Below are 20,992 nucleotides of genomic sequence, written 5' to 3' on the forward strand. Positions count from 1 at the left end.
AGCGGCCGGGCAGGGCGAGGCCCTGGCCACGATCAATCAGCGTCCAGCCACTCGATAAACCCGGTCTCCTGCAAGTGGCTGCGCGCCACATGCCGGGCCGCCGGTGAGAACTTGCCGATGACGGCCCTCAACACCGTGCGCAAGGCCAGCAAACGGGCCACCAAGGGCTCATGCTCGGCACGCAAGGCCGCCAGCTCTGCCGCCTGCACTTCGCAGCGCTTGCGGGCTGCATCGAGCTGCATGCGCAGCGATGGCGAGTCATCGGGCAGTGCTGAGGCCGCAACGGGCAAAGCCGATGGCAAAGGCAGAGCCAGCCGCAGCGACAGCGGGGCCGCAGGACCGGCGCGCAGTGCCTGCAACTCCGCCTTGCGCTTCTCCCGGTGCTTGCGCTGGCGCTCTGCGTTCGACAAGGCCGCGCGTTTGGTTGGTACTGAGGCCGGTGCTTTGCGCGTGCTCATAGCATCCCCAGTTCCACCGCGTTCGGGTGGAAAAAGTGGCAGTGCTGCAGCACGTTGGGTGCAGGCGTGAACCACGGATTGACCCCGGGCATCAGGCCCTTCTGCGCCATCGCGCAATAGCCCTTGCGCTGCAGATGCGCGCAGTCACTGCAGCGGTGGCGCTCGTCGTCGATGAACAGAGAACCCCGCAGCCGTAGCAGGGCCACCAAGCCCGCGCGGTGGTCGCGGATGGCCACGCGCTGGTCGGGGCGCAAGGCACTGGCGGGCGAGACCTGCAGCGCTCCTGCATCCGTCACAGCCAGGGTCAAACCCGCGGATTCCAGCGTCCGCAGGATGCCGCGTGCGGCCGTGGCCAGGGCCTTGTCGGCATCGGTCAAACCACCGTCAGCGCAAAACGTGGACGCGCCATCCGCTGGCTGGAACCCACCAAAGCCCACCAAACCCACCACAGCGGGCTCGCTGGAAATTCCATCAGGACAAATCGTGGTCGGTCGATTCGCTGGCAGAAACCCACCATTTGCCACCAAACCCACCAAGGGCGAAGTTGGCGCGGCCATCACTCGAACACCTCCACGTCATCCGCTGCAGGTCCTTCGCTGGCGCGTCCATCGGCCGTCAAACTCCCACCAGAAGGCACCAAACCCACCAAACCGCCCCCTTGGGCACCTGTTGCGTGTGCCCGTTTGGTGGGTTTGGTGCCAATTGGTGGGTTCTGGCCAGCGGATGGCGCGTCCTGCGTCGGGCCTTGTGCATCGCTCCGGTTGGTGGGTTTGGTGCCAATTGGTGGGTTCTGCCCAGCGAATGGCGCGTCCTGCATCGGGCCTTGCGCGCCCACATCCAAGGGGTTGGCGTGAGTGGATGACCGCAGCTGAGAAACGGCCCAATGCAGCACCCCGGCGCGCAGGCCCACACGCACAAACAGCTTTCCAGCCACGATGCGCCCGGTCATTCGTTCGATCCAGCGGCCGAGCATCCGGGAATTCACCCGGCCCGCCTGTCCGGCGATGTCATCCACGGCGCCCGCCAGACGGTCGTCGGTGTCTGCCCGGCGGATGACACTGGCCACGGTCGTTTGCATGCCCCCGAACGCTTCGTGCCAGGCCTCCAGCATGGCCGCTAGCTTGGTGGTCTCCGGGTCTTGTTCGAAGGCCCTGGCAGCGGCTTCCATCGGGTCCGCCAAGGTGGGCAGCTCAGAGTCTCCCGATTGCTGCACCAGCCCCGCCAGCCAGCACAGCGGCTGTCTCACCAGATCATCCCAATGCTCAAAGCTTGCCGTGCGCCCTTTGGCCACCTTCGGCCGCCCGGCCGTGATGTAGGCCCGCACGATGGTGAGCGCGGCCACCACGTACTGCAGCCGGTCGTTCGTGATCATCTGCGCCGGGTCAAAAGAAAAGTCCCGCGTGTACGGCTTCTCGCTCTGCGCATCGATGCGCGCCAACAGCACCCGGCGGCAGGTGTCCGAAGTCATGCGCAGGTTGTTGCCCGTGGCGATGAACAGCGCCCGGTTGGGCAATGTCACTGTCTCGCTACTGCCCAAGATGCGGTCGGCAAACGTGGGCGCGGTCAGGAACGCATCGAGCGACGCGGACCCCAGGGGCTCGCGCACGTTGTCCCACAGCACCACGCGCTGGCCCTCGCGCAGCACGGCAAACAAGCGCTTGCGCGTTTCCTCGTCGGTGTCGGCGGGCGGCAGGATGGCCGGGTCGGCACCCATTGCCAGGATGCCAATGCAGCGCGCGAGCAAGGTCTTGCCGCTCCCGGCTGCAGGCGCATCCAAACCGATGCCGGGAGCGGTCGGCAGGCTCGCCCGCAGTGCGGCCGACAACAGCCCATGCAGCACCACACCGCGCGCCACATCGTCCACCAGCGGGAACAGCGCGAGAGGCCGCCACAAGAACCGCAGCGCGGCCAGCGCATCTGCAGGCGTGGGACTGCTGGGCACCTTCGGCGGGTTCGGGTGTTCGCTGTAGAACAGCAGGCCCGACACATCGTCATGCCCGGGGCGGTCAAGGATCGAACCGTCAAGGCGCAAGGTCGGTGCCGTCACGACCGCGACGAGCTTCTTGAACCCGCGCTCGCCATGCTTGGCCAGGATGGCGCGGGCCACGCCCAGCGGCGCGTCTTCTGCACCTTCCTCGGTCTGGTCATCGCCCGCAGAGTCCTTGCGCTTGCGCACCGAATAGAAGTCACACACGCGCCCCATGTGGTCCGTGAGCCAGTCGGGTGACACGGGCCGCGCCTTGCCCTCGCTGACATAGGCAATCGCGCCCTCGCCATAGTCGAACAGCTCCCCGCGTGACTTCAACACGGAGAGAACGGCATCGGTGGTGGCCACGCGCATCCCGCGCCCAATCTGCACGCGCGCCGACTGCCGCATCAGCTCAAAACGCATGCCCCCATGGCGGTGCGTGTAGAGGTAGGGCCGCTGGCCGCTCTTGAGGTTCACCACGGCCACGCGCCGGTCGGTGTCCGGGTCCAGCGGGTCCGCGAACTGGCTGTTGTGCCAGCGGTCCGGGGCGTCCAGGATCTCGCCCACGGAGACGGGCTCGCCTTCGGCAGAGGTCAGCATGAAGTGACCCATCAACACCCGCTTCTCACTGGCCCGTACCAACACATCCCGCGCCTTCTCCAACGGTATGCCGCGCCGCATGGCGAGCGAGGGCGCCTTGGCATTGGCCCAGCGCTCGCGCTGCGCCGCGCACTGGCCCGCGATGGCCTCGCGCTTGGCGCGCTTGAGGCTTTGCACCTGCTTGCGGGTCTCGCCATCGCACTCGATCAAGCCCAGGTCGAACAGGCCGTCTGGGTCGCCATAAATGCGCGCTGCAGCGCCCGGCCGGTCCAAACCATCGAGCAGCACAGGCGGTGCGCAAAAGTCCAGGCGCTCGGGTTGCCACACCGTGGCATCGATCAATGACCGCTCCAGCGCTTGCCCAGCGCGCCCGACTTCGTACCAGCCTTGGCCAAAGGCCCACAGCAGCGTGAACAGCGTCTTGCCCGCATCGGGGATTCGTGAAGCATCGCGGACCGGGATGTAAAGGCGGTGGCGGTCAATGCCCGACAGCACGCGCCCATCCGGCGCCTGCACTCCGGCCGAACAGCTCGGGCGCCAGAGCATCGGCGCATCAGCGAGTGCAGGGCATGCATCGATCAAACGCTGACGCAGCTCGTCCGCATTCAGCTCGCCATTCGGGCATCCATCGTGATCGAGCATGAGCACGCCAGGGCCACGCGGAAACGCGAAGTGCTGGCGCGTGCGCGAGATGGCGCCGTGCGCTCCATCGTTCACCTGCGCGTCGCGCTCCGCCACGATGGCGGCCTGTTCCTGCGCGCAGATGCCCCAGCCCACGGCCTGGGCGGGGTTGAGGTGGTCGAGGGCCTGCGCGAGTTCGTGCAAGCCACTGACGCGCACACGCTGCGCAGTGCCCGCCATCATCGAGGCGGCGGCCTGCTTGTTCAGCGTGCCGTCGCGGTTCAGGCTCAGCACCTTGGTAAGCCGTTCGGGCTCGGTGGAAGTGAACACGGTGAACTGCAGCGCGGGAGCTCGAACAGGCATTGCGGCTTGTGCAGCAGTCTGCGCGCTGGTGTCGTTCGATGCCGCGCCCGTGCTTGTGGCGGTGGCCTTGTTCTTTGCCATGGTGATTCCTTCAAACGTTGGGGGCGGTGGTGGTGTGAGGGGACTGCAAGGCACGCGGCGGCGTGATCGTCTGCACGTGGCACGACAGCCCGCAGCGCGTGGCCTTGCGCACCAGCTCGCATGCGGGAACGGCCTGCGCCGCGTCGCTGGTGTCGGTGAACACATGCAGGTGCGTAAGGCCTCGCGGCCATCGGAAGTGCGCGAGCGCTGCAGGGTCTGCCACCGCCCACACCGGCAGGCGTGCAGCGGCTGCGAATCGCAGCGCGGCCACGACACCCACAGCCACACCCAGCACCACGCCATCAGCTCGCGCGTGCGGTGCCGACAGGCGCACGGCCGCGCCCTTGATCTGCCCATCCGTGCCCGTGGACTTGATGAACGCAGGCACCGGCGCAGGTGTCCCTTGCGCGGTCAGATAGAACCGCTGCAGCGCGACCTTGTGGTGCTCCGCAGGCTGGTGCATGCCATACGTGTGCACATCAATCTCCAGCGCCGCCAGCAGCGCGGGGAACGAGCCGATGCAAGACGCGTGGCCCTGGTTATCGGTGTGCCAATACTCCAACGCCGGATGCAGTCGCAGCGCCTCCGGCCATGGCCCGCGCAGCCCCTGGCGCGCCAGATACTGGCTTGCAGGATCGCCTTCGACCATGGGCTGCGCCTCGCTCCACAGTTGGGCGATGCGCTGGCGGTTGAGTTCGTAGGCGTGTCGGAGATTCGTGCGGGAGAGCGCCGTCATGACACCCTCCGCACGCTCAGCAAACGCAGGTCTCCGAAGCGCTCAAAAGCGTTGGAGCCGATGGCCGCATGCGATGCGGCCTGCTGGGTGTAGCGGTGAAAAATGCCCGCCCCGTCAATGCACTTGATGAGGTAGGTCTTCATTGCAGCGTCTCCCGCGCGCCCAGGGCGCTGTGCAGGGTCTGCAGGGTGGTATCGAGCGCGTCCAGGTCCTGAGCGAAACGCTCATTCACCAGCCGCAGCAGGGCGCCCAGCTCGTCGCGGTGGGCGACGATGGTTTGGCTGTCCTTTGCGCCATGGCAGCTCATGAGTTTCTCGATGGCGCCATAGGCCTGCAGCGTGGTGCGCAGGTCGCCTGCGTTGTCGTTGGCATCCAGGGCCAGCATGCGCGGGGCCCGGTCAGACAGTGGGGGAGGGCAAGAGGAAGAGCAGGAGCAAGAGGGGGAAGAATGCGCGCGTGCAGCTGCGCCGGACGCGGATGCGCCCGAGGGGATACGGTCAGCCATGAGAGGCCTCCAAGCGGTTCGGTTTGCAAAAACCACCGCTTCCGTCGCCAAACGGAGGGCGGTGGCTCGACGGGTTGGCGAACCGGGAACCGCTTGCGCGAACCGGCAGGCCCTTGCGGACCTCCCATCGAGCCACCAAAAAAGGAGGCACAGACAACGAAGCCGCAGTTGCTCTGCGGAAGAGACTGCGGCTTGCGTCGCAGCGGTTACACGAGTCGCCAAACCCGATTACGCCTTTTTGTGACGTAACGGCGCAATTGTAGCGAGCCGTGGTGGGTTTGGTTGATTTTGGTGGGTGTTTGGGGGCGAACTGGCGCGGCAAGTTCGCGGGGCGTGCGGTATTGCACGGACGGCAAACAGGCTGGCCAGGGCTGCATGAGCTGGGGGTGGTGGTCATGGGGATCAAGGGCAAGAAGGGCAAACAGGGTTCTTCGGGCGTAGGTCGGGCCACAGGGCCGCAAAACGGCTCCGCAAGGCGGTGCTTTGGGTTTGGGGTGGACCTACGGCGCCAGGGCGGCCGGTTCGGTCTCGGTGGCTTGGGTGTCGGTGCCCGGGTGGTCGGCCTCTGCTGGGGGCAGGCGGTCGCACTGGGCGATAGGGTGGCGTGCCATCTGTTCCATCACGTCACGGCGCCGGACGTGCGGACTCAGGGGCAGCAGGATGGACGGATCAGGCGTGGCTGATGGGGACAGCGTACGGTTGATCTCGGTGGCGGCCGCGAAGGTGTGGCCGCAGGCGGCGTTCTTGCAGATCAGGAAACTCTCACGCAGCAGGGGCGTTACCTGTTCGCTGCTACGCACGCTTGCCCAGCTCTTGCAGTGGGGGCAGCGCATTTTCATGGGCGACTCCGTTTGCTGTTGCTAGGGGGCTTGGTTGGCGGTTTCGCGGTGGGCTTTGCAGCGCGGCGGGCTGTGGGTTTCGCAACCTTCTCTTTGGATGAATCGGAAGGGTGAGCGCGCGTGGCTTGTGCTGGGGCTGCGGGGGCAGCGGCGATCTTGGTGCGTGCCGCAATCCAGGCGTCAACTTCGGATTCACGCCAGGCCACGGCGTGGTCTGTGACGTTCACGGCCGAGGGAAAAGTGCCGTGGGCAATGGCAGCGTAAATGCTGCTTCTGCCCAGGCCCGTCAAAAACTGGACGTCACTCAGACGCAGCAGGCGGTCACGGTACGGTTTTACGGGAGCGCCGGGCATCGGTGCGATGGCCAAAAAGGGCGCCGTCGAGGCTTGGATTACTTCGGTCGTTTGCATGCCTCTATGGTCGAGTTTGGACCGTTGACCGGCAAGCGAATGAGCATGTGTGTGAGCCGTACACATGCGGTAGTGCCGTGCGAGGTCGTCCAGCGTTGTGCGCAGTCGTCGCTTCGTCCATTGCATCCGATGCTGTGAGGGCTCTCACAGTTGGTTATCATTGGCGGAGCTTTTTGGGGGCAACTCTGGGGGCAACTAGCTTGCTATAAAAGCTATAGTTTCCAGGGTTCATGCGGGTTATAGGCGTTCTTTCGGTAGAGCCCCAGCCACCAAACAAAAGCCCTTGATTTGCAAGAATCAAGGGCTTTTTCAATTTCATACCGCCGAAGCAGGGCCACACCTTGCAGGGCAGGTGCGCATGCCGAAATCCTGCGTTGCCTTGGTGCTGGTTGCCGCCCGTACCGCGCATTGCCTTCCTTGTTGTCTCTCCCCACGTTCCCCATGCCCCTTCTGCAGGACACCACCCTTGGTATCGACTTCGGCACTTCCAACTCCGCGATGGCGGTGCGGCAGGGCGCGGGCCTGTCGCGGATGGTGGCGCTGGAGGGGGATGCACACACGCTGCCCACGGCGCTGTTCTTCAACGCCGAAGACCAGCGCACGCACTTTGGGCGCGATGCGGTGGCGCAGTACCTCGCGGGCACGGAAGGGCGGCTGATGCGCTCGCTCAAGAGCCTGCTGGGCAGTGCGCTGCTGCAGGACAAGACCGCAGTGCACAACCAGCTGGTCAGCTACCAGGACATCATCGGCCTCTTCTTGCGGATGCTGGCGCAGAAGGCCCGCGACGAACTCGGTGGCATGCCCGGGCGGGTGGTGATGGGGCGGCCGGTGCATTTTGTGGACGGCGATGCCGAGCGCGATCAGCAGGCCGAGGACGCGCTGCGCCAGGCCGCGCTGTCTGCAGGGTTCGAGAACGTGAGCTTCCAGTTCGAGCCCATTGCGGCCGCGCTGGACTACGAGCAGCGCATCGACCGGGAGTCGCTGGTGCTGGTGGTGGACATTGGCGGCGGTACGTCGGACTTCACGGTAGTGCGCCTGGGCCCAGAGCGCATGGCCCGCGCGGACCGCAGCAGCGATGTGCTGGCCACCACTGGCGTGCACATCGGCGGCACGGACTTTGACCGGCGCCTCAGCCTGGACCTGCTCATGCCGCTGCTGGGATTTCGCCACATCGGTCCGTCGGGGCGCGAGGTGCCCAGCCGCGTGTTTTTCGACCTCTCGACCTGGCACCTGATCCAGTGGCTCTATTCGCCGCGCGCACTGCGTGATGCGCAGAACCTGCGCACCGACTATGCCGATGCCGCGCTGCATGCCCGGCTCATGCGGGTGTTGAACGGGCGGCTGGGCCACCGCCTGGCCAACACGGTGGAGCAGGCCAAGATCGCGGCTTCTCTGGCCGATGCCGAGGCGCCCATGCCGCTGGACTGGGTCGAGGCCGGGCTCGGCGCCGCCATCACGCCGCCCGGATTGGCGCAGTCCCTGGCACAGCCGCTGGAACAGGTGGTGGCCTGCGCGCGCGACTGCCTGCAGATGGCGGGACTGGGCGATGGGGGGGTGGATGCGATCTACCTGACCGGGGGCTCGTCGGCATTGCGGCCCCTGCGCCAGGCACTGCGCACGGCCTTCCCGGCAACTCCGCAAGTGGAGGGTGATCTGTTCGGCGGGGTGGCTGCGGGCCTGGCGGTTTCGCAGTAGTCACGACATCCAGTTTGCTATCAATTAAATAGCTGATACGGCATATTGGACTAGCGCTACTGCCTAAAACCACTGCAAACACTGCCCGGGAGCACCTGGAGTCAGTCCTGTATGCCATCCTCGCGCTTCCACTCCAGCGCGGTGTCGTACAGCACGTTGCGCGACGCGCCCGTGATCTCGGCGGCCAGGCGCACGGCGGTCTTCAGGGGCAGCTCGGCCAGCAACAGGCGCAGCACGCGGTGGCTGTCGCCCGCGTCGCTGACCACAGGGACCGGGTGCAGCAGCACCACGAATTCGCCGCGCGAGCGCTGGGGCGACCCATCCAGCCACGCCGTCAGCGCCTGCGCGGGCTGGGTGGTGACTTCTTCAAACTGTTTGGTCAGCTCGCGCGCCAGGGTGACGGGGCGCTCGCCCAATACGGCCAGGGCCTGGGCCAGCTCGCCGATGCGGTGGGGCGCTTCGAGTAGCACCACGCACCGGGGCTCCTGGGCCAGCTGCTGCGCAATCACGTTGGCACGCTCCGTGTTCTTGACGGGCAGGAATCCTGCAAACACAAAGCCGCCGTGTTCGGTGCTGTGGGCCACGGCACCGGCCACGCTCAATGCGGTGGTGATGCTGCTGGCGCCCGGCAGGGGCACGGCACGCAGGCCCGCCGCCTGCACGGCAGCCACCAGACGTGCGCCGGGGTCGCTCACGCCGGGGGTGCCTGCGTCGCTCACATAGGCCACGCGCTGGCCCTGCTGCAGCCGGTGCACCACGTTCTGCGCGGCTTCGGCCTCGTTGTGCTGGTGCACAGCCAGCAGCTGGCTGGCGCCCTTGTCGATGCCGTAGGCGCGCAGCATCGACTGCGTATGGCGCGTGTCTTCGCAGGCCACCGTGTCGGCCAGTTGCAGCACATGCAGTGCGCGCAAGGTGATGTCGGCCAGATTGCCGATGGGAGTGGCCACCACGTACAGCGCGCCCTGCGGATAATGCTGCGCAGCGGCGGCGTCGTGCGCCGCGCTCTGGGCTGAAGCGAAAGATGCGCTCAATGAATTTCCTTGGAAAAAGACCACCGGCCCTTGCCACCCCGGGGGCTGCCAAAAAAGCCACCACGCGTGAGCGGGGCAACGCTGCCGAGGACCAGGCATTGGCCCATCTGCAGGCAGCGGGACTGCAACTGGCGGTGCGCAATTATCGGACGCCCGGACGCGGCGGGGGCGAGATTGATCTGGTGATGCGTGACCGGGATGGCACCCTGGTGTTTGTGGAGGTGCGCAGCCGCGCGCATGGCGGCTTTGGCGGCGCCGGTGCCAGCATCAGCGCGACCAAGCAGCAGCGCATCATCTTTGCCGCACGGCACTACCTGATGCGCTTGCCGTCGCCACCGCCCTGCCGTTTTGACGTGGTGCTGGTGGAGGAGGGGGTGCAGTGGCTCAAGGCGGCGTTCGATGCGCAGTAGCGGCGGGCGCCGTACCGGTCGCCAGCGCAATGCAGGTGGCTACCCTTTGCTACAAAAGCTGTAACACCCGGCGGGTATCATCGGGCCCTCATGCTTGAGCAACGCATCCAACAGCATTTCATCGACAGCGCCGACCTGAAGTACCAGGCCGCGCAGACCCTGAGCCACCCCATTGCCGCTGCCGTACAGGCGGTGCTGGCCTGCGTGACCAGCGGCGGCAAGGTGCTGGCCTGTGGCAATGGCCCGTCCGCCGCCGAAGCGCAGCAGTTTGCCGCCTTTTGCGTGGCGGGCTTTGAACGCGAACGTCCCGAGCTGGCCGCGCTGGCGCTCACATCCGACAACACCCTGCTCACGGCGGCTGCGGGCAGCAACGATGCCACCCAGCAGTTTGCGCGTCAGGTGCGCGCCCTGGGCCAGGCGGGCGATGTGCTGCTGGCCCTGACGGTGCACGGCAACGACCCCAACCTGCTGGCTGCCGCCGAGGCCGCGCACGAGCGCGACATGACCGTGGTGGTGTTGGCGGGCCGCACCGGCGGCAAACTGGCCGCCATGCTGCGGGAGACCGACGTCTTGATCAGCGTGCCCCACGACCGTGCGGCACGCGTGCGCGAAGTCCACACGCTGGTATTGCATTGCATCAGCGATGGCGTGGACGCACAGTTACTTGGTGAACAGGAGATCCCACTATGAACCCGACAACCCTGAACCGCACCCGCCGCGTGGTGGGCACTGCCCTGGCTGCTGCCACACTGGCCGCCGCACTATCGGCCTGCGCGCCCCTGATCGTGGGCGGCGCTGTGGTCGGCGGCGTGATGGCGGTGGACCGCCGCACGGCCGGCACCCAGATCGAAGACGAAGGCATTGAGCTGCGCGCGGCCAACCGCATTCGCGAAGCCCTGGGCGACCGGGCCCATGTCAATGTGACCAGCTACAACCGCCAGGCCCTGCTGACCGGTGAAGTCGCCACGGCCCAGGACCGCCAGGCGGTGGAGCAGATGGTGTCGCAGGTGGAGAACGTGCGCTCCGTGGTCAACGATCTGGCCGTGATGCCCAGCTCCACCCTGAGCCAGCGGTCCACGGACACCTTCATCACCGGCAAGGTGCGTGCGAGCCTGGTGGACGCGCAGGACATCTCCGCCAACTCCTTCAAAGTGGTGACCGAGCGCAACACCGTCTATCTGATGGGCCGTGTCTCGCAGCGCGAGGCCAACCGTGCCACGGACATCGCCCGGGGCGTGAGCGACGTGCGCAAGGTGGTGCGTGTGTTCGAGATCGTTTCGGAGGAAGAGCTGCGCCGCATCGCGCCGCAGCCTGCGCCGGTCACCACGGACACCAAGCCAGCCGGCGGCTGAGGACGGGGTTCAGACCGGAGGGTCAAAGTCCCAGACCGCAGCGCGTGGTCTGGGACATTTTTCTTGCAGCGCAGCGCTGGGGCTCCGCAACGCTGCCACACGTCGCCGGCGTTGCACCCGGGGGTGAGGCTGCGACGACGCCTGCTTTGTACGACCGCCAGGCCTGCCCTTTGTCGGGGCAGACACCGCAGGCGGCTGAGGGGGTTACTTCAAGCGCTGAATCAGGCTGGACGTATCCCAGCGGTTGCCGCCCATCTTCTGCACATCGGCATAGAACTGGTCCACCAGTGCCGTCACCGGCACGCGTGATCCGTTGCGCTTGGCTTCGTCCAGCACCAGTCCCAGGTCCTTGCGCATCCAGTCCACGGCAAAACCAAAGTCGAACTTGCCGTCCACCATGGTCTTGCCACGGTTGTCCATCTGCCAGCTCTGGGCAGCGCCCTTGCCGATCACTTCCAGCACCTGCTTCATGTCCAGCCCGGCGTTCTGGCCAAACGCCACGGCTTCCGACAGGGCCTGCACCAGCCCGGCGATGCAGATCTGGTTGACCATCTTGGCCAACTGGCCCGAGCCGCTGGCACCCAGCAGCGTGAAGGCGCGCGAGAACGCCATGGCCACGGGCTGAGCAGCCTCGAAGGCTGCGGCATCGCCGCCGCACATCACGGTCAGCAGGCCGTTCTGAGCGCCGGCTTGGCCGCCGGACACGGGCGCATCCACAAACTGCAGGCCGAGCGCCTGGGCGGCCGCATACAGCTCGCGGGCCACCTCGGCCGAGGCCGTGGTGTGGTCCACAAAAATCGCGCCGGGCTTCATGCCAGCGAAGGCACCGTCCGCGCCCAGGGTGACCGAGCGCAGGTCGTCGTCATTGCCCACACAGCAGAACACGATGTCGGCGCCTGCCGCCGCCTCGCGGGGCGTGGCTGCATGCTGGGGAGCCTTGGTGCCCGCATACTCTGCGCACCACGCTACGGATTTGGTAGCGGTCCGGTTGTACACAGTGACTTCATGGCCAGCCAGCGCCAGGTGGCCTGCCATGGGATAGCCCATCACGCCCAGGCCCAGAAAGGCGACTTTGCGGGAGGGAGTGGTGTCGTAATTGCGGGGGTTAGTGCTTGGCATGGTGTGACGGCAAGATGATGCAAAAGTATGCGTGAAAACGAAAACCCGCCCAGGAGGGCGGGTGAAGCTGCGCGAAGGTGTGTGGACCTGGCTCTGGGGTCAAACGATCGCGAAATGCTCGGTGCCCTGTGCCAGGTCGGGTGACTTGGCGCGCTGGCTGTTGAGCTTGATCTGCAGGCGCAAGTCGTTGAGCGAGTCGGCATTGCGCAGCGCGTCTTCGTAGCTGATGACATTGGCCTCGTAGGCATCGAACAGCGCCTGGTCGAAGGTCTGCATGCCCAGGTTGCGGCTCTTCTTCATGATCTCCTTGATCTCGGAGACCTCGCCCTTGAAGATCAGGTCGGAGATCAGCGGGGTGTTGAGCATCACCTCCACCGCTGCGGCGCGGCCCTTGCCGTCCTGCTTGGGGATCAGGCGCTGCGACACCATGGCGCGCAGGTTGAGCGACAGGTCCATCAACAACTGGGCACGGCGCTCTTCGGGGAAGAAGTTGATGATCCGGTCCAGCGCCTGGTTGGCGCTGTTGGCGTGCAGCGTGGCCAGGCACAAGTGCCCGGTTTCGGCAAACGCCACCGCATGCTCCATGGTCTCGCGGTCGCGAATTTCGCCCATCAGGATCACGTCGGGCGCCTGCCGCAGCGTGTTCTTCAGCGCTGCTTCCCAGCTGTCGGTATCCAAGCCCACTTCACGCTGCGTCACCACGCAGTTCTTGTGCGGGTGCACAAATTCGATGGGGTCCTCCACCGTGATGATGTGGCCGAACGAGTTCTCGTTGCGCCAGTCCACCATGGCGGCCAGCGTGGTGGACTTGCCCGAGCCCGTGGCACCCACCAGGATGCACAGGCCGCGCTTGGTCATCGTCACTTCCTTGAGCACCTGCGGCACACCCAGGCCGTCGATGGTGGGCAGCGTGAGCGGAATGGTCCGCAGCACCATGCCGACCTTGCCCTGCTGGATGAAAGCGTTGACGCGGAAGCGCCCGATGCCAGCGGGCGAGATGGCGAAGTTGCACTCCTTGGTGCGCTCGAAGTCCGCCACCTGCTTGTCGCTCATGATGGCGCGCGCCAGCGTGAGCGTGTGGTTGGACGTGAGGGGTTGCGGCGACACCTTGGTCACCTTGCCATCGACCTTGATGGCGGGTGGAAACTCTGCCGTGATGAACAAGTCGCTGCCGTTGCGGCTCACCATCAGCTTGAGCAGGTCATTGATGAATTTACTGGCCTGATCGCGTTCCATCAGAAGTTCTCCCGGGGGTGGTCGTCTGCCGGACGATCTTGTGTCGTGGATAGGTGCATCATTTCTGGTTGTCGCTCAGGCGTGCGCTCACCACGCGCAGGCGCAGCGACAGCTTGCGCGCCAGCAGGGCAATCAGGCTGGCGGCCAGTTGCGGATCCTTGGTCATCATGTCGTCCATGGCCTCGGCGGAGAGCACGGCGATCTCGCAGTCGGTGAGTGTGGTGCAGGCCGAAAAGCGGATGCCGCTGTCCAGCAGTGACATCTCGCCCAGGATGTCCCCCGGGCGTGTCTCGGCCAGGCGCAATTGTTCGCCCCAAGGCTGCACGCGGTCCACGGCGATGGTGCCGGTGAGCAGCACCACCATGAAGTTGCCGTACTCATCCTGGCGAATCACGTCGCGATTGGACGGAACGGCCGCAAATTCAAAAAAGCGCTCCATGCGCTCCACGGCGTCCTTGTCCAGGTGCGCCATGTACTTGTCCTTGGCCCACAGCCCTTGCAGCAGTTTGCCGCCCCGGCTGGTAGGCAGGCGCTTGGCGCCCACTTCCACGGCGCGCGCCTCCCAGGGCACCAGCATGGAGTCGTCCACACCCTGGCCCGCAAACGCGGTGGAGAACAGCACGGAATCCGTGTGGTCGTCCGATGGCTTGCCGCTGCGGGCTTTCATTTTCAGAAGGCTCAAAATGCCTTTCATATCGCGCTCCGGTATGCGGCGCCTGCAGGGGCCGCAAAGTCGTTCATGGGGGTGTGCTGTCGGGGGCTCAGCCGGGGAAATTCTCGGGGATCTTGGCCTTGCTGCGTGCTTCGGCCGGACTGATGATGTTGCGGCGCACGAGGTCGGTCAGGTTCTGGTCCAGTGTCTGCATGCCCACGCTGTTGCTGGTCTGGATGGTGGAGTACATCTGCGCCACCTTGGCCTCGCGGATCAGGTTGCGGATGGCGCTGGTGCCCAGCATGATCTCGTGCGCCGCCACGCGGCCGGAGCCGTCCTTGGTCTTGCACAGCGTTTGCGAGATCACGGCCTGCAGCGATTCGGACAACATCGCACGGACCATTTCCTTTTCTTCGGCGGGGAACACGTCGATGATCCGGTCGATGGTCTTGGCGGCGCTCGAGGTGTGCAGCGTACCGAACACCAAGTGGCCCGTTTCAGCAGCCGTCATGGCCAGGCGGATGGTTTCCAGGTCGCGCATTTCGCCCACCAGAATGGCGTCCGGGTCTTCGCGCAGTGCGGACTTCAGGGCCGCCGCGAACGACAGCGTCATCGGGCCGACTTCACGCTGGTTGATCAAGCACTTCTTGGACTCGTGCACGAATTCGATCGGGTCTTCCACCGTGAGGATGTGGCCGTATTCGGATTCGTTGAGGTAATTGACCATGGCGGCCAGCGTGGTGGACTTGCCCGAGCCCGTGGGGCCGGTCACCAGCACCAGGCCCCGTGGCTTCAAGGCCAGGTCGCCGAAGATCTTGGGGGCGTTGAGCTGCTCCAGCGTCAGGATCTTGCTCGGAATCGTCCGGAACACGGCGGCCGCGCCCCGGTTCTGGTTGAAGGCGTTGACGCGGAAGCGGGCCAGGCCTTCGATCTCGAAGGAAAAGTCCACCTCCAGGAACTCTTCATACGTCTTGCGCTGCGCGTCGCTCATGATGTCGTACACCATGGCATGCACCGTCTTGTGGTCCAGCGCATCGACGTTGATACGCCGCACGTCGCCGTGGACCCGGATCATGGGCGGCAGACCGGCGGAGAGGTGCAGGTCGGAGGCCTTGTTCTTCACGCTGAACGCGAGCAATTGGGTAATGTCCACGGAGTCCCTCTATCGTTTGGTACGCTTGCCAAACATTATGACCACGATTGCTAACAACCTCCAACAGGTTATGGGCCGGATCGCCCAGGCGTGCCGGGCTGCCGGGCGCGACCCGGGCCAGGTGGGCCTGCTGGCCGTTTCCAAGACCTTTGGCGCCGATGCAGTGCTGGAGGCGGTGGCCGCAGGCCAGCGCGCCTTTGGCGAGAACTACATCCAGGAGGGCGTGGACAAGATTGCCGCCGTGCGGGCTGCCTTGCGCGGCGTGGCGCTGCAGTGGCACTGCATTGGCCCTATCCAGAGCAACAAGACCCGCCTGGTGGCCGAGCACTTTGACTGGGTGCACACGGTGGATCGGCTCAAGATCGCCGAGCGCCTGTCGGCCCAGCGGCCCGATCACCTGCCGCCGCTGCAGGTATGTATCCAGGTCAACATCGACGGTGGGCCCACCAAGTCGGGCGTGGCCCCGGCCGAGGCCCTGGATCTGGTGCGCGCTGTCGCAAAACTGCCACGACTGGTGGTGCGAGGACTCATGAGCATTCCGGACCATGCTCCTGAATTTGAAGCGCAATTGGCAATCCACACTAGCGCCAGAAGGCTATTTGACGAGATATCGGCAGTGGGAGAGCCAAGCCTGGGGCAGTTTGACACCCTGTCCCTGGGCATGACGGCCGACCTGGAGGCCGCCATTCAGGCAGGCAGCACGCTGGTGCGCGTGGGCACCGGCGTGTTTGGTGGACGGACCTACCCCGCTGCCTGAGCGGGCTCAGCCCGGCAGCGTGAAGCGCGCCACGCAGTCCAGCGCCGCTGTCACATCCGCCTCGCTCACATCCAGGTGCGTCACCCAGCGCAGCCGGGTGGCGCCGCCATACAGGCTGCTGGTGACGCGCACGCCGTGCTGCGCCAGCCAGGCGGTGAAGGCTGGGGCCACCTCTGCGTGCAGGTCGGTGAAGAGGATGTTGGTCTGCCATGGCAGCACGTTGAGCTTGCCCTGCAGCACGGGGTGGCTGCGGTTGGCTTCGGCCAGCCCTTGGGCTAGCCGGTCCAGGCGGGCGTGGTCTTCCGCCAGGCGCCGCACATGGTGCTGCAGCGCGTAGTGGCCGGCAGCCGCCAGGACACCCGCCTGCCGCATGCCACCGCCCAGGATCTTGCGGGTGCGGCGCGCCTGCCGGATGAAGTCGCGCGAGCCCAGCACCAGCGAGCCCACGGGTGCACCCAGGCCCTTGCTCAGGCACAGCGATGCGGAATCAAAGTGGCTGCACAGCGCGCGCGCTTCCGCATACACATCGGTGCCGTTGCGCGCGGCATTGGCCGTGGCGGCGTTGAACATGCGTGCGCCGTCCAGGTGCATGGCCAGCCCCCGGCTGCGCGCCAGTTGCGCCACCTCGGCGATGTAGGCGGGCGGCAGCACCTGGCCGCCGGTCGTGTTCTCCAGCACCACGAGGCGGGTGCGCGCGAAGTGCGGGTCGTCCGGTTTGATGGCGGCCGCGATGTCGGCCACGCGCAGCGTGCCGTCAGGCTGGGTCTCGACCGGCTGGGGCTGGATGGAGCCCAGCACGGCCATGCCGCCCGCCTCCCAGCGGTAGGTGTGCCAGCTCTGGCCCACGATGGCCTCGTCGCCGCGCTGGCAGTGGCCCCACAGCGCGATCAGGTTGGTCTGCGTGCCCGAGGGGGCGAACAGCGCGGCCTCAAAACCCAGCAGCTCGGCGGCATGGTCCTGCAGTGCGTTCACCGAGGGGTCGTCGGCAAACACATCGTCGCCCAGCGGGGCCTGGAACATGGCCTCGCGCATGGCGGGCGTGGGCTGGGTGACGGTGTCGCTGCGAAAGTCGGGCATGGGCGCGGTCCTTGTGGGTCGGGTCAATGAATGCAATGGCCGGCCATATTAGTCGCGTTGGCATCCCCTGCGGCTGCAATGCCCTCGGCCGGCGAAATGGGCGCTGCCTAGGTCAGGGACGCCGAGCAAGGGCCGCCCCGCAGCGAGGGCGTCGTCCCCCCGAGGGGGAAGGCGCCGAAGGCGACTCAGGGGGGCTACGGTCTGTTCATCTTGCAATCCGTGCCTTGCGCCAGCTCATTGCCGGTGTAGGCGGCATCGGTGCGAAAGCCATAGTTCGTGCCTTCCCAGCCCACCTTCACGGCCTTGCCGTCCACCGGCGCGATGGTGTTGACCACCTGGGGCAGCAGCAGCTGGTGGTCTTCGCCGCGCATGCGCACGGGGCCCACCACCGATTCGAGCGTCAGGTCTTCCAGCGCACGGGCTACCTTCACCGGGTCGGTGGACTGGGCCTTGTTGATGGCTGCGGCGAGGAAGCGCGGCGTCATCTCGATGCGCGGCGCGAGAAAGTCCTTGCCCGTCTTGGCCTTGTAGGTCTTGGCCAGCGCATCCACCTTGGGGGTGTCGGCCTGGCCGGGGTGCCATTCGGCCACCCAGGTCAACTGGCCCTGCTTGGCCTGCGACACCGCCAGCACCGTGCCGGGGATGGAGCCCGCGCTGTGGTTGAAGTAGCGCAGGTTGTAGCCCGCATCGCCCGCCGCCTTGAGCAGCAGCGTCATGTCCTGCCCCCAGTTGCCGGTGATGACCGAGTCGGCCTCCGTGCTCTTGACCTTGGCAAGGTAGGGTGCAAAGTCCTTCACGCGGCCGATGGGGTGCAGCGCCTCGCCCACAAACTGGATGTCGGGCCGCGCCAGGCCCACCATCTCGCGGCCATAGTGCGCCCACTGCTTGCCGTGCGCGTAGTCCTGGTTCAGCAGGTACACCTTCTTGATGTCCGGCTGCTTCTTGATGTAGTTGGCGATGGCCTTCATCTTCATGGCCGTGTTGGCCTCGAACTGGAAGTGCCAGAAGTTGCAGGCCTTGCCCGTCAGCTCGGGGTCGATGGAGGAGTGGTTCAGCACCAGGATCTCCTTGCCCGGGTTGCGCTGGTTGTGGCGCGCTGCCGCCTGCACCAGCGCCGTGACCACGGAGGAGCCCGAGCCGCCCGTCACGATGGCCTTGGCCCCCTGGTCAATGGCGGCCTGCAGCGCGCTCTGGCTCTCTTGCGCCGAGAGCTTGCTGTCGAACTGCAGCAGCTGCAGCTTGGTGCCCTTGAGCACGCCGCCCTTGGCGTTGATGTCCTCGATGGCGTACTGCGTGTGCGTGAGCATCAGCTCGCCCACATTGGCGAACGGGCCCGACAGCGGGTCGATGTAGGCGACCTTGAAGGTCTCCTGCGCGCTGGCGGCTGTGCCGATCAGCAGGGCCGCCGCAGCGGCCAGGGGGGTGAGGAACACGGTTTTCATGGGTTTTGTCTTCGGTGGTTGTTGTGCTTGGGAAGGGGGCCGCGCAGCTGCTCGCGTCATGCCGGGTTGCGCTTGCGGGTTCGCCGCAGCCCCAGCACACGCCAGGCCAGCTGCGCCAGCTCCTGCGCCACTTCGTCTTGCGACAGGCGGCCGTCAGGGCGGTACCAGTTGTAGAGAAAGCCGGGCAGGCTGCAGGCGGCCAGGGCGGTGATCTTGGTGTCGTTGAACTCGAACATGCCGTCCTGGCGGCCCTGTTCGAGCAGCGCGCACAGCCGGTCGTAGAAGTGGTTCGCCAGGTCCTTTTGCGCCGCCAGGTACTCGGGCCGGTACACCTGCGGCTCGCGGTACGGGAAGAAGGCCGAGGGGTGGTGCTCCAGCGTGGCGCGGATCAGCCGCTCGATGCCTTCCGTCACCTTCACATGGGCAGGCCGGTCATCGTCCGCCGCAAAGTCCATCGCAGTGAAACATGCCACGGCAGGCGCCCACGACAGCGTCTCGAAGATCTCCTGCTTGTTGCGGAAGTAGTAGTACACAAAGGGCTTGGTCACGCCCAGCTGCTGCACGATCTGCTCGATGGTGGTGTTGGCGTAGCCCTGCGCATCGAACAGCGCCTCGGCTGCGCGCAAGATGCGTTCGCGCTTCTCGTCCGACCCGGCCGTGGCGGCCTTCTGGCGGCCGCTGGCCTGAACGGGGGGCTGCTGGTTCATCGGTGTCCTTTGCGCGACGTTGAAGTTATACCCATGGGTAGCATTGTTCTACCGAGCGGTATATATTGGCAAGACGCTGGCGGGTGAGGGCGCTCAGAGAAAACCCTGAGTAGCCGCCAAGAACCAGCGATTCCAGACACCTCGGAGACAACGCCATGCCTTCTGCCGCACCGCAGCTGCCGCTGCACGAACACCTGCGCCGCCACGCGCGCGAAACGCCCGACCACATCGCCTACCTCTGGTACGGCCAGCCCCTCACGTGGGCGCAGCTTGATGCGGCCAGTGATGCATTTGCCGCGCGCCTGCAGGCGCTGGGTGTGGCCAAGGGCGAGCCCGTGGCGCTGTTCATGAACAACTGCCCGCAGTACGTGATGGCGCACTACGGCATCCAGAAGATCGGCGCCATCGTCTGCCCTTGCGGGCCGCTGAACAAGGAGCATGAGCTGGAATACCAGCTCACCGACCTGCAGGCGCGCGTGATCGTCGCGGCCGATGTGCTGCTGCCCGTGGTGGACAAGGTGCGCGCCAAGACCGCGCTGCAGCAGGTGTTTGTGGTGCGCTATGCCGAGCTGCTGCCCGAGGGCTCGCCCAGCATCGACGTACCGGCCGAGCTGCTGGCCATGCGCGCCGCCATGGCGCCGGTGCCAGCGGGCTGCGAAGACTTCCTGGCCGCCACCCGCACCGGTGCGCGGCCTGTGCCCGTGGCCTGGTCGATGGATGACATCTCGCTCATGACCTACACCTCGGGCACCACCGGGTTGCCGAAGGGCGCGATGCTGAGCTACGGCAATGCCACGTTCAAGACCGCTGCATCGGCGGACTGCAATGGCATGACACCGCACGAAACGCTGCTGGCGGTGGCGCCGCTGTACCACATCGCCGGCATGGTGATGGGCGTGAACCTGCCGGTCTACACCGGCGCCACTGCCGTGCTGCTGTACCGTTTTGACCCGCTGGGCGTGGCCCAGGCGCTGGAGCGCCACCGCGTGACTTGGTGGTACAGCATCGCGCCCATGAATGGCGCGCTCATGCAGGTGCCCGGCGCACGCGAGATGGACTGGAGCGCGCTGCGCCGCAACCCAGTCACCAGCTTCGGCATCACCTTCACCGAGGCGCTGGCCCTGCAGTGGCAGCAGTTCGCGCCGAACTGCATCTCCCACGAGGCGGCCTATGGGCTGTCCGAAACGCACACCGTGGACACCGCCATGCCGGTGGACGCGATCCGCTGGGGTACCCAGGGCAAGCCCGTGCCGGGCAACACCCTGCGCATCGTCGACCCCGACACCGGTGCGCCGCTGCCCACCGGCGAGGTGGGCGAGATCACCATCCACGGCCCCGGCAACTTCAAGGGCTACTGGAACAAGCCCGAGGCCACGGCCAAGACGCTGCGGGATGGCTGGGTCTACACCGGCGACATGGGAAAAATTGATGCGGATGGCTATGTCACCTTCATCGGCCGTTTCAAGGAAATGATCAAGGTGTCGGGCTACAGCGTGTTCCCCGAAGAGGTCGAGACCCTGCTCATCAAGCACCCCGCCGTGGCCCAGGCCGCAGTGATTGGCGTTCCCGATGCGGAAAAGGGCGAGGTGGTGCGCGCCTTCATCGTCAAGAAGCCCGGGCAAGACGTGGACGCCGCTAGCCTGGTGGCCTGGTGCCGCGAGAACATGGCGCCCTACAAGGCCCCGCGCGAGGTGCGTTTCATCGACGCACTGCCCGCCACGGGCGCGGGCAAGGTGCTGCGCCGCCTGCTTCGGGATATTGCGTGATTGAATGAGAAAT

At 66.1% G+C, this 20,992-nt stretch carries 22 protein-coding genes; 6 read left to right on the top strand and 16 right to left on the bottom strand.

All coding sequences use genetic code 11. From position 1 onward, the window contains the following. Positions 1-32: 32 nt before the first annotated feature. From C8C96_RS06085 to C8C96_RS06115, 8 genes are all read right to left on the bottom strand, one after another. Complete coding sequence (locus C8C96_RS06085; RefSeq protein WP_121941758.1) at positions 33-458, bottom strand: hypothetical protein; 426 nt, start codon at positions 456-458, stop codon at positions 33-35. After that, complete coding sequence (locus C8C96_RS06090) at positions 455-907, bottom strand: hypothetical protein (protein WP_121941759.1); 453 nt, start codon at positions 905-907, stop codon at positions 455-457. The genes C8C96_RS06085 and C8C96_RS06090 overlap by 4 nt, the downstream gene beginning before the upstream one ends. A gap of 107 nt (positions 908-1,014) precedes the next feature. Further along, positions 1,015-4,092 (bottom strand): hypothetical protein, encoded by a 3,078-nt coding sequence (locus C8C96_RS06095; protein ID WP_121941760.1) that lies wholly within the window; start codon positions 4,090-4,092, stop codon positions 1,015-1,017. Positions 4,093-4,102: 10 nt separating this feature from the next. Then, a complete protein-coding gene (locus C8C96_RS06100; protein ID WP_121941761.1) occupies positions 4,103-4,828 on the bottom strand; it encodes a hypothetical protein in 726 nt (241 codons plus the stop codon). Further along, the gene (locus C8C96_RS24850) at positions 4,825-4,971 is read right to left on the bottom strand and encodes a hypothetical protein (protein ID WP_158605749.1); all 147 of its coding nucleotides are present in this window, start codon (positions 4,969-4,971) and stop codon (positions 4,825-4,827) included. Before C8C96_RS24850 ends, C8C96_RS06100 begins: the two co-directional genes overlap by 4 nt. Continuing rightward, positions 4,968-5,213 carry a hypothetical protein gene (locus C8C96_RS06105; protein ID WP_121941762.1) on the bottom strand — a complete coding sequence of 82 codons (246 nt, stop codon included), beginning with the start codon at positions 5,211-5,213 and terminating at the stop codon, positions 4,968-4,970. Before C8C96_RS06105 ends, C8C96_RS24850 begins: the two co-directional genes overlap by 4 nt. Positions 5,214-5,833: 620 nt before the next feature. Beyond that, a complete protein-coding gene (locus C8C96_RS06110; protein WP_121941763.1) occupies positions 5,834-6,172 on the bottom strand; it encodes an ogr/Delta-like zinc finger family protein in 339 nt (112 codons plus the stop codon). Next, positions 6,169-6,708: a helix-turn-helix transcriptional regulator gene (locus C8C96_RS06115; RefSeq protein WP_370107351.1), complete on the bottom strand. Its 540-nt coding sequence runs from the start codon at positions 6,706-6,708 to the stop codon at positions 6,169-6,171. The genes C8C96_RS06110 and C8C96_RS06115 overlap by 4 nt, the downstream gene beginning before the upstream one ends. Before the next feature lie 315 nt (positions 6,709-7,023). Here C8C96_RS06115 and C8C96_RS06120 point away from each other — a divergent pair, with 315 nt between their 5' ends. After that, positions 7,024-8,277 (top strand): Hsp70 family protein, encoded by a 1,254-nt coding sequence (locus tag C8C96_RS06120; protein ID WP_121941765.1) that lies wholly within the window; start codon positions 7,024-7,026, stop codon positions 8,275-8,277. Between the two features lie 101 nt (positions 8,278-8,378). Here the strand turns inward: C8C96_RS06120 and rsmI are convergent, their stop codons facing one another. Further along, positions 8,379-9,308: a 16S rRNA (cytidine(1402)-2'-O)-methyltransferase gene (gene rsmI, locus C8C96_RS06125; RefSeq protein WP_121941766.1), complete on the bottom strand. Its 930-nt coding sequence runs from the start codon at positions 9,306-9,308 to the stop codon at positions 8,379-8,381. Between rsmI and C8C96_RS06130 the strand changes: the two genes are divergently transcribed. The 3 genes from C8C96_RS06130 (at position 9,308) to C8C96_RS06140 (ending at position 11,070) form a co-directional block, all read left to right on the top strand. Further along, the gene (locus C8C96_RS06130; RefSeq protein WP_121941767.1) at positions 9,308-9,718 is read left to right on the top strand and encodes a YraN family protein; all 411 of its coding nucleotides are present in this window, start codon (positions 9,308-9,310) and stop codon (positions 9,716-9,718) included. The two genes, rsmI and C8C96_RS06130, sit on opposite strands and share 1 nt — an antisense overlap. Before the next feature lie 90 nt (positions 9,719-9,808). Further along, positions 9,809-10,408: an SIS domain-containing protein gene (locus tag C8C96_RS06135; protein WP_056059914.1), complete on the top strand. Its 600-nt coding sequence runs from the start codon at positions 9,809-9,811 to the stop codon at positions 10,406-10,408. Further along, positions 10,405-11,070 (top strand): BON domain-containing protein, encoded by a 666-nt coding sequence (locus C8C96_RS06140; RefSeq protein ID WP_056745822.1) that lies wholly within the window; start codon positions 10,405-10,407, stop codon positions 11,068-11,070. Before C8C96_RS06135 ends, C8C96_RS06140 begins: the two co-directional genes overlap by 4 nt. A 204-nt stretch (positions 11,071-11,274) precedes the next feature. Here the strand turns inward: C8C96_RS06140 and C8C96_RS06145 are convergent, their stop codons facing one another. The 4 genes from C8C96_RS06145 to C8C96_RS06160 form a co-directional block, all read right to left on the bottom strand. Further along, on the bottom strand, positions 11,275-12,189 hold the full coding sequence (locus tag C8C96_RS06145; RefSeq protein WP_056059909.1) for an NAD(P)-dependent oxidoreductase: 915 nt from the start codon (positions 12,187-12,189) through the stop codon (positions 11,275-11,277). A gap of 99 nt (positions 12,190-12,288) precedes the next feature. Next, the gene (locus tag C8C96_RS06150) at positions 12,289-13,425 is read right to left on the bottom strand and encodes a PilT/PilU family type 4a pilus ATPase (protein ID WP_056059906.1); all 1,137 of its coding nucleotides are present in this window, start codon (positions 13,423-13,425) and stop codon (positions 12,289-12,291) included. Between the two features lie 58 nt (positions 13,426-13,483). Next, a complete protein-coding gene (locus tag C8C96_RS06155) occupies positions 13,484-14,119 on the bottom strand; it encodes a Crp/Fnr family transcriptional regulator (protein WP_015012256.1) in 636 nt (211 codons plus the stop codon). Positions 14,120-14,186: 67 nt separating this feature from the next. Then, on the bottom strand, positions 14,187-15,230 hold the full coding sequence (locus C8C96_RS06160; RefSeq protein ID WP_015012257.1) for a type IV pilus twitching motility protein PilT: 1,044 nt from the start codon (positions 15,228-15,230) through the stop codon (positions 14,187-14,189). A gap of 37 nt (positions 15,231-15,267) precedes the next feature. Here C8C96_RS06160 and C8C96_RS06165 point away from each other — a divergent pair, with 37 nt between their 5' ends. Next, positions 15,268-15,987, top strand: coding sequence for a YggS family pyridoxal phosphate-dependent enzyme (locus C8C96_RS06165; RefSeq protein WP_121941768.1), 720 nt, complete (start codon positions 15,268-15,270; stop codon positions 15,985-15,987). 6 nt (positions 15,988-15,993) lie between these two features. Here C8C96_RS06165 and ltaE read toward each other — a convergent pair whose 3' ends face one another. From ltaE to C8C96_RS06180, 3 genes are all read right to left on the bottom strand, one after another. Continuing rightward, positions 15,994-17,064, bottom strand: coding sequence for a low-specificity L-threonine aldolase (gene ltaE / locus C8C96_RS06170; protein ID WP_121941769.1), 1,071 nt, complete (start codon positions 17,062-17,064; stop codon positions 15,994-15,996). A gap of 194 nt (positions 17,065-17,258) precedes the next feature. Then, positions 17,259-18,506 (bottom strand): branched-chain amino acid ABC transporter substrate-binding protein, encoded by a 1,248-nt coding sequence (locus tag C8C96_RS06175; protein WP_056059897.1) that lies wholly within the window; start codon positions 18,504-18,506, stop codon positions 17,259-17,261. A 56-nt stretch (positions 18,507-18,562) separates the two neighbouring features. After that, positions 18,563-19,213, bottom strand: a complete 651-nt coding sequence (locus tag C8C96_RS06180; RefSeq protein WP_121941770.1) for a TetR/AcrR family transcriptional regulator — start codon at positions 19,211-19,213, stop codon at positions 18,563-18,565. A gap of 155 nt (positions 19,214-19,368) precedes the next feature. On the opposite strand from C8C96_RS06180, the gene C8C96_RS06185 reads away from it, so the two are divergent. Then, positions 19,369-20,979, top strand: a complete 1,611-nt coding sequence (locus C8C96_RS06185) for an AMP-binding protein (protein ID WP_121941771.1) — start codon at positions 19,369-19,371, stop codon at positions 20,977-20,979. The last annotated feature ends 13 nt before the right edge of the window (positions 20,980-20,992 follow it).

It is taken from the genome of Acidovorax sp. 100 (assembly GCF_003688355.1).
Taxonomy (GTDB): Bacteria; Pseudomonadota; Gammaproteobacteria; order Burkholderiales; family Burkholderiaceae_C; genus Acidovorax; species Acidovorax delafieldii.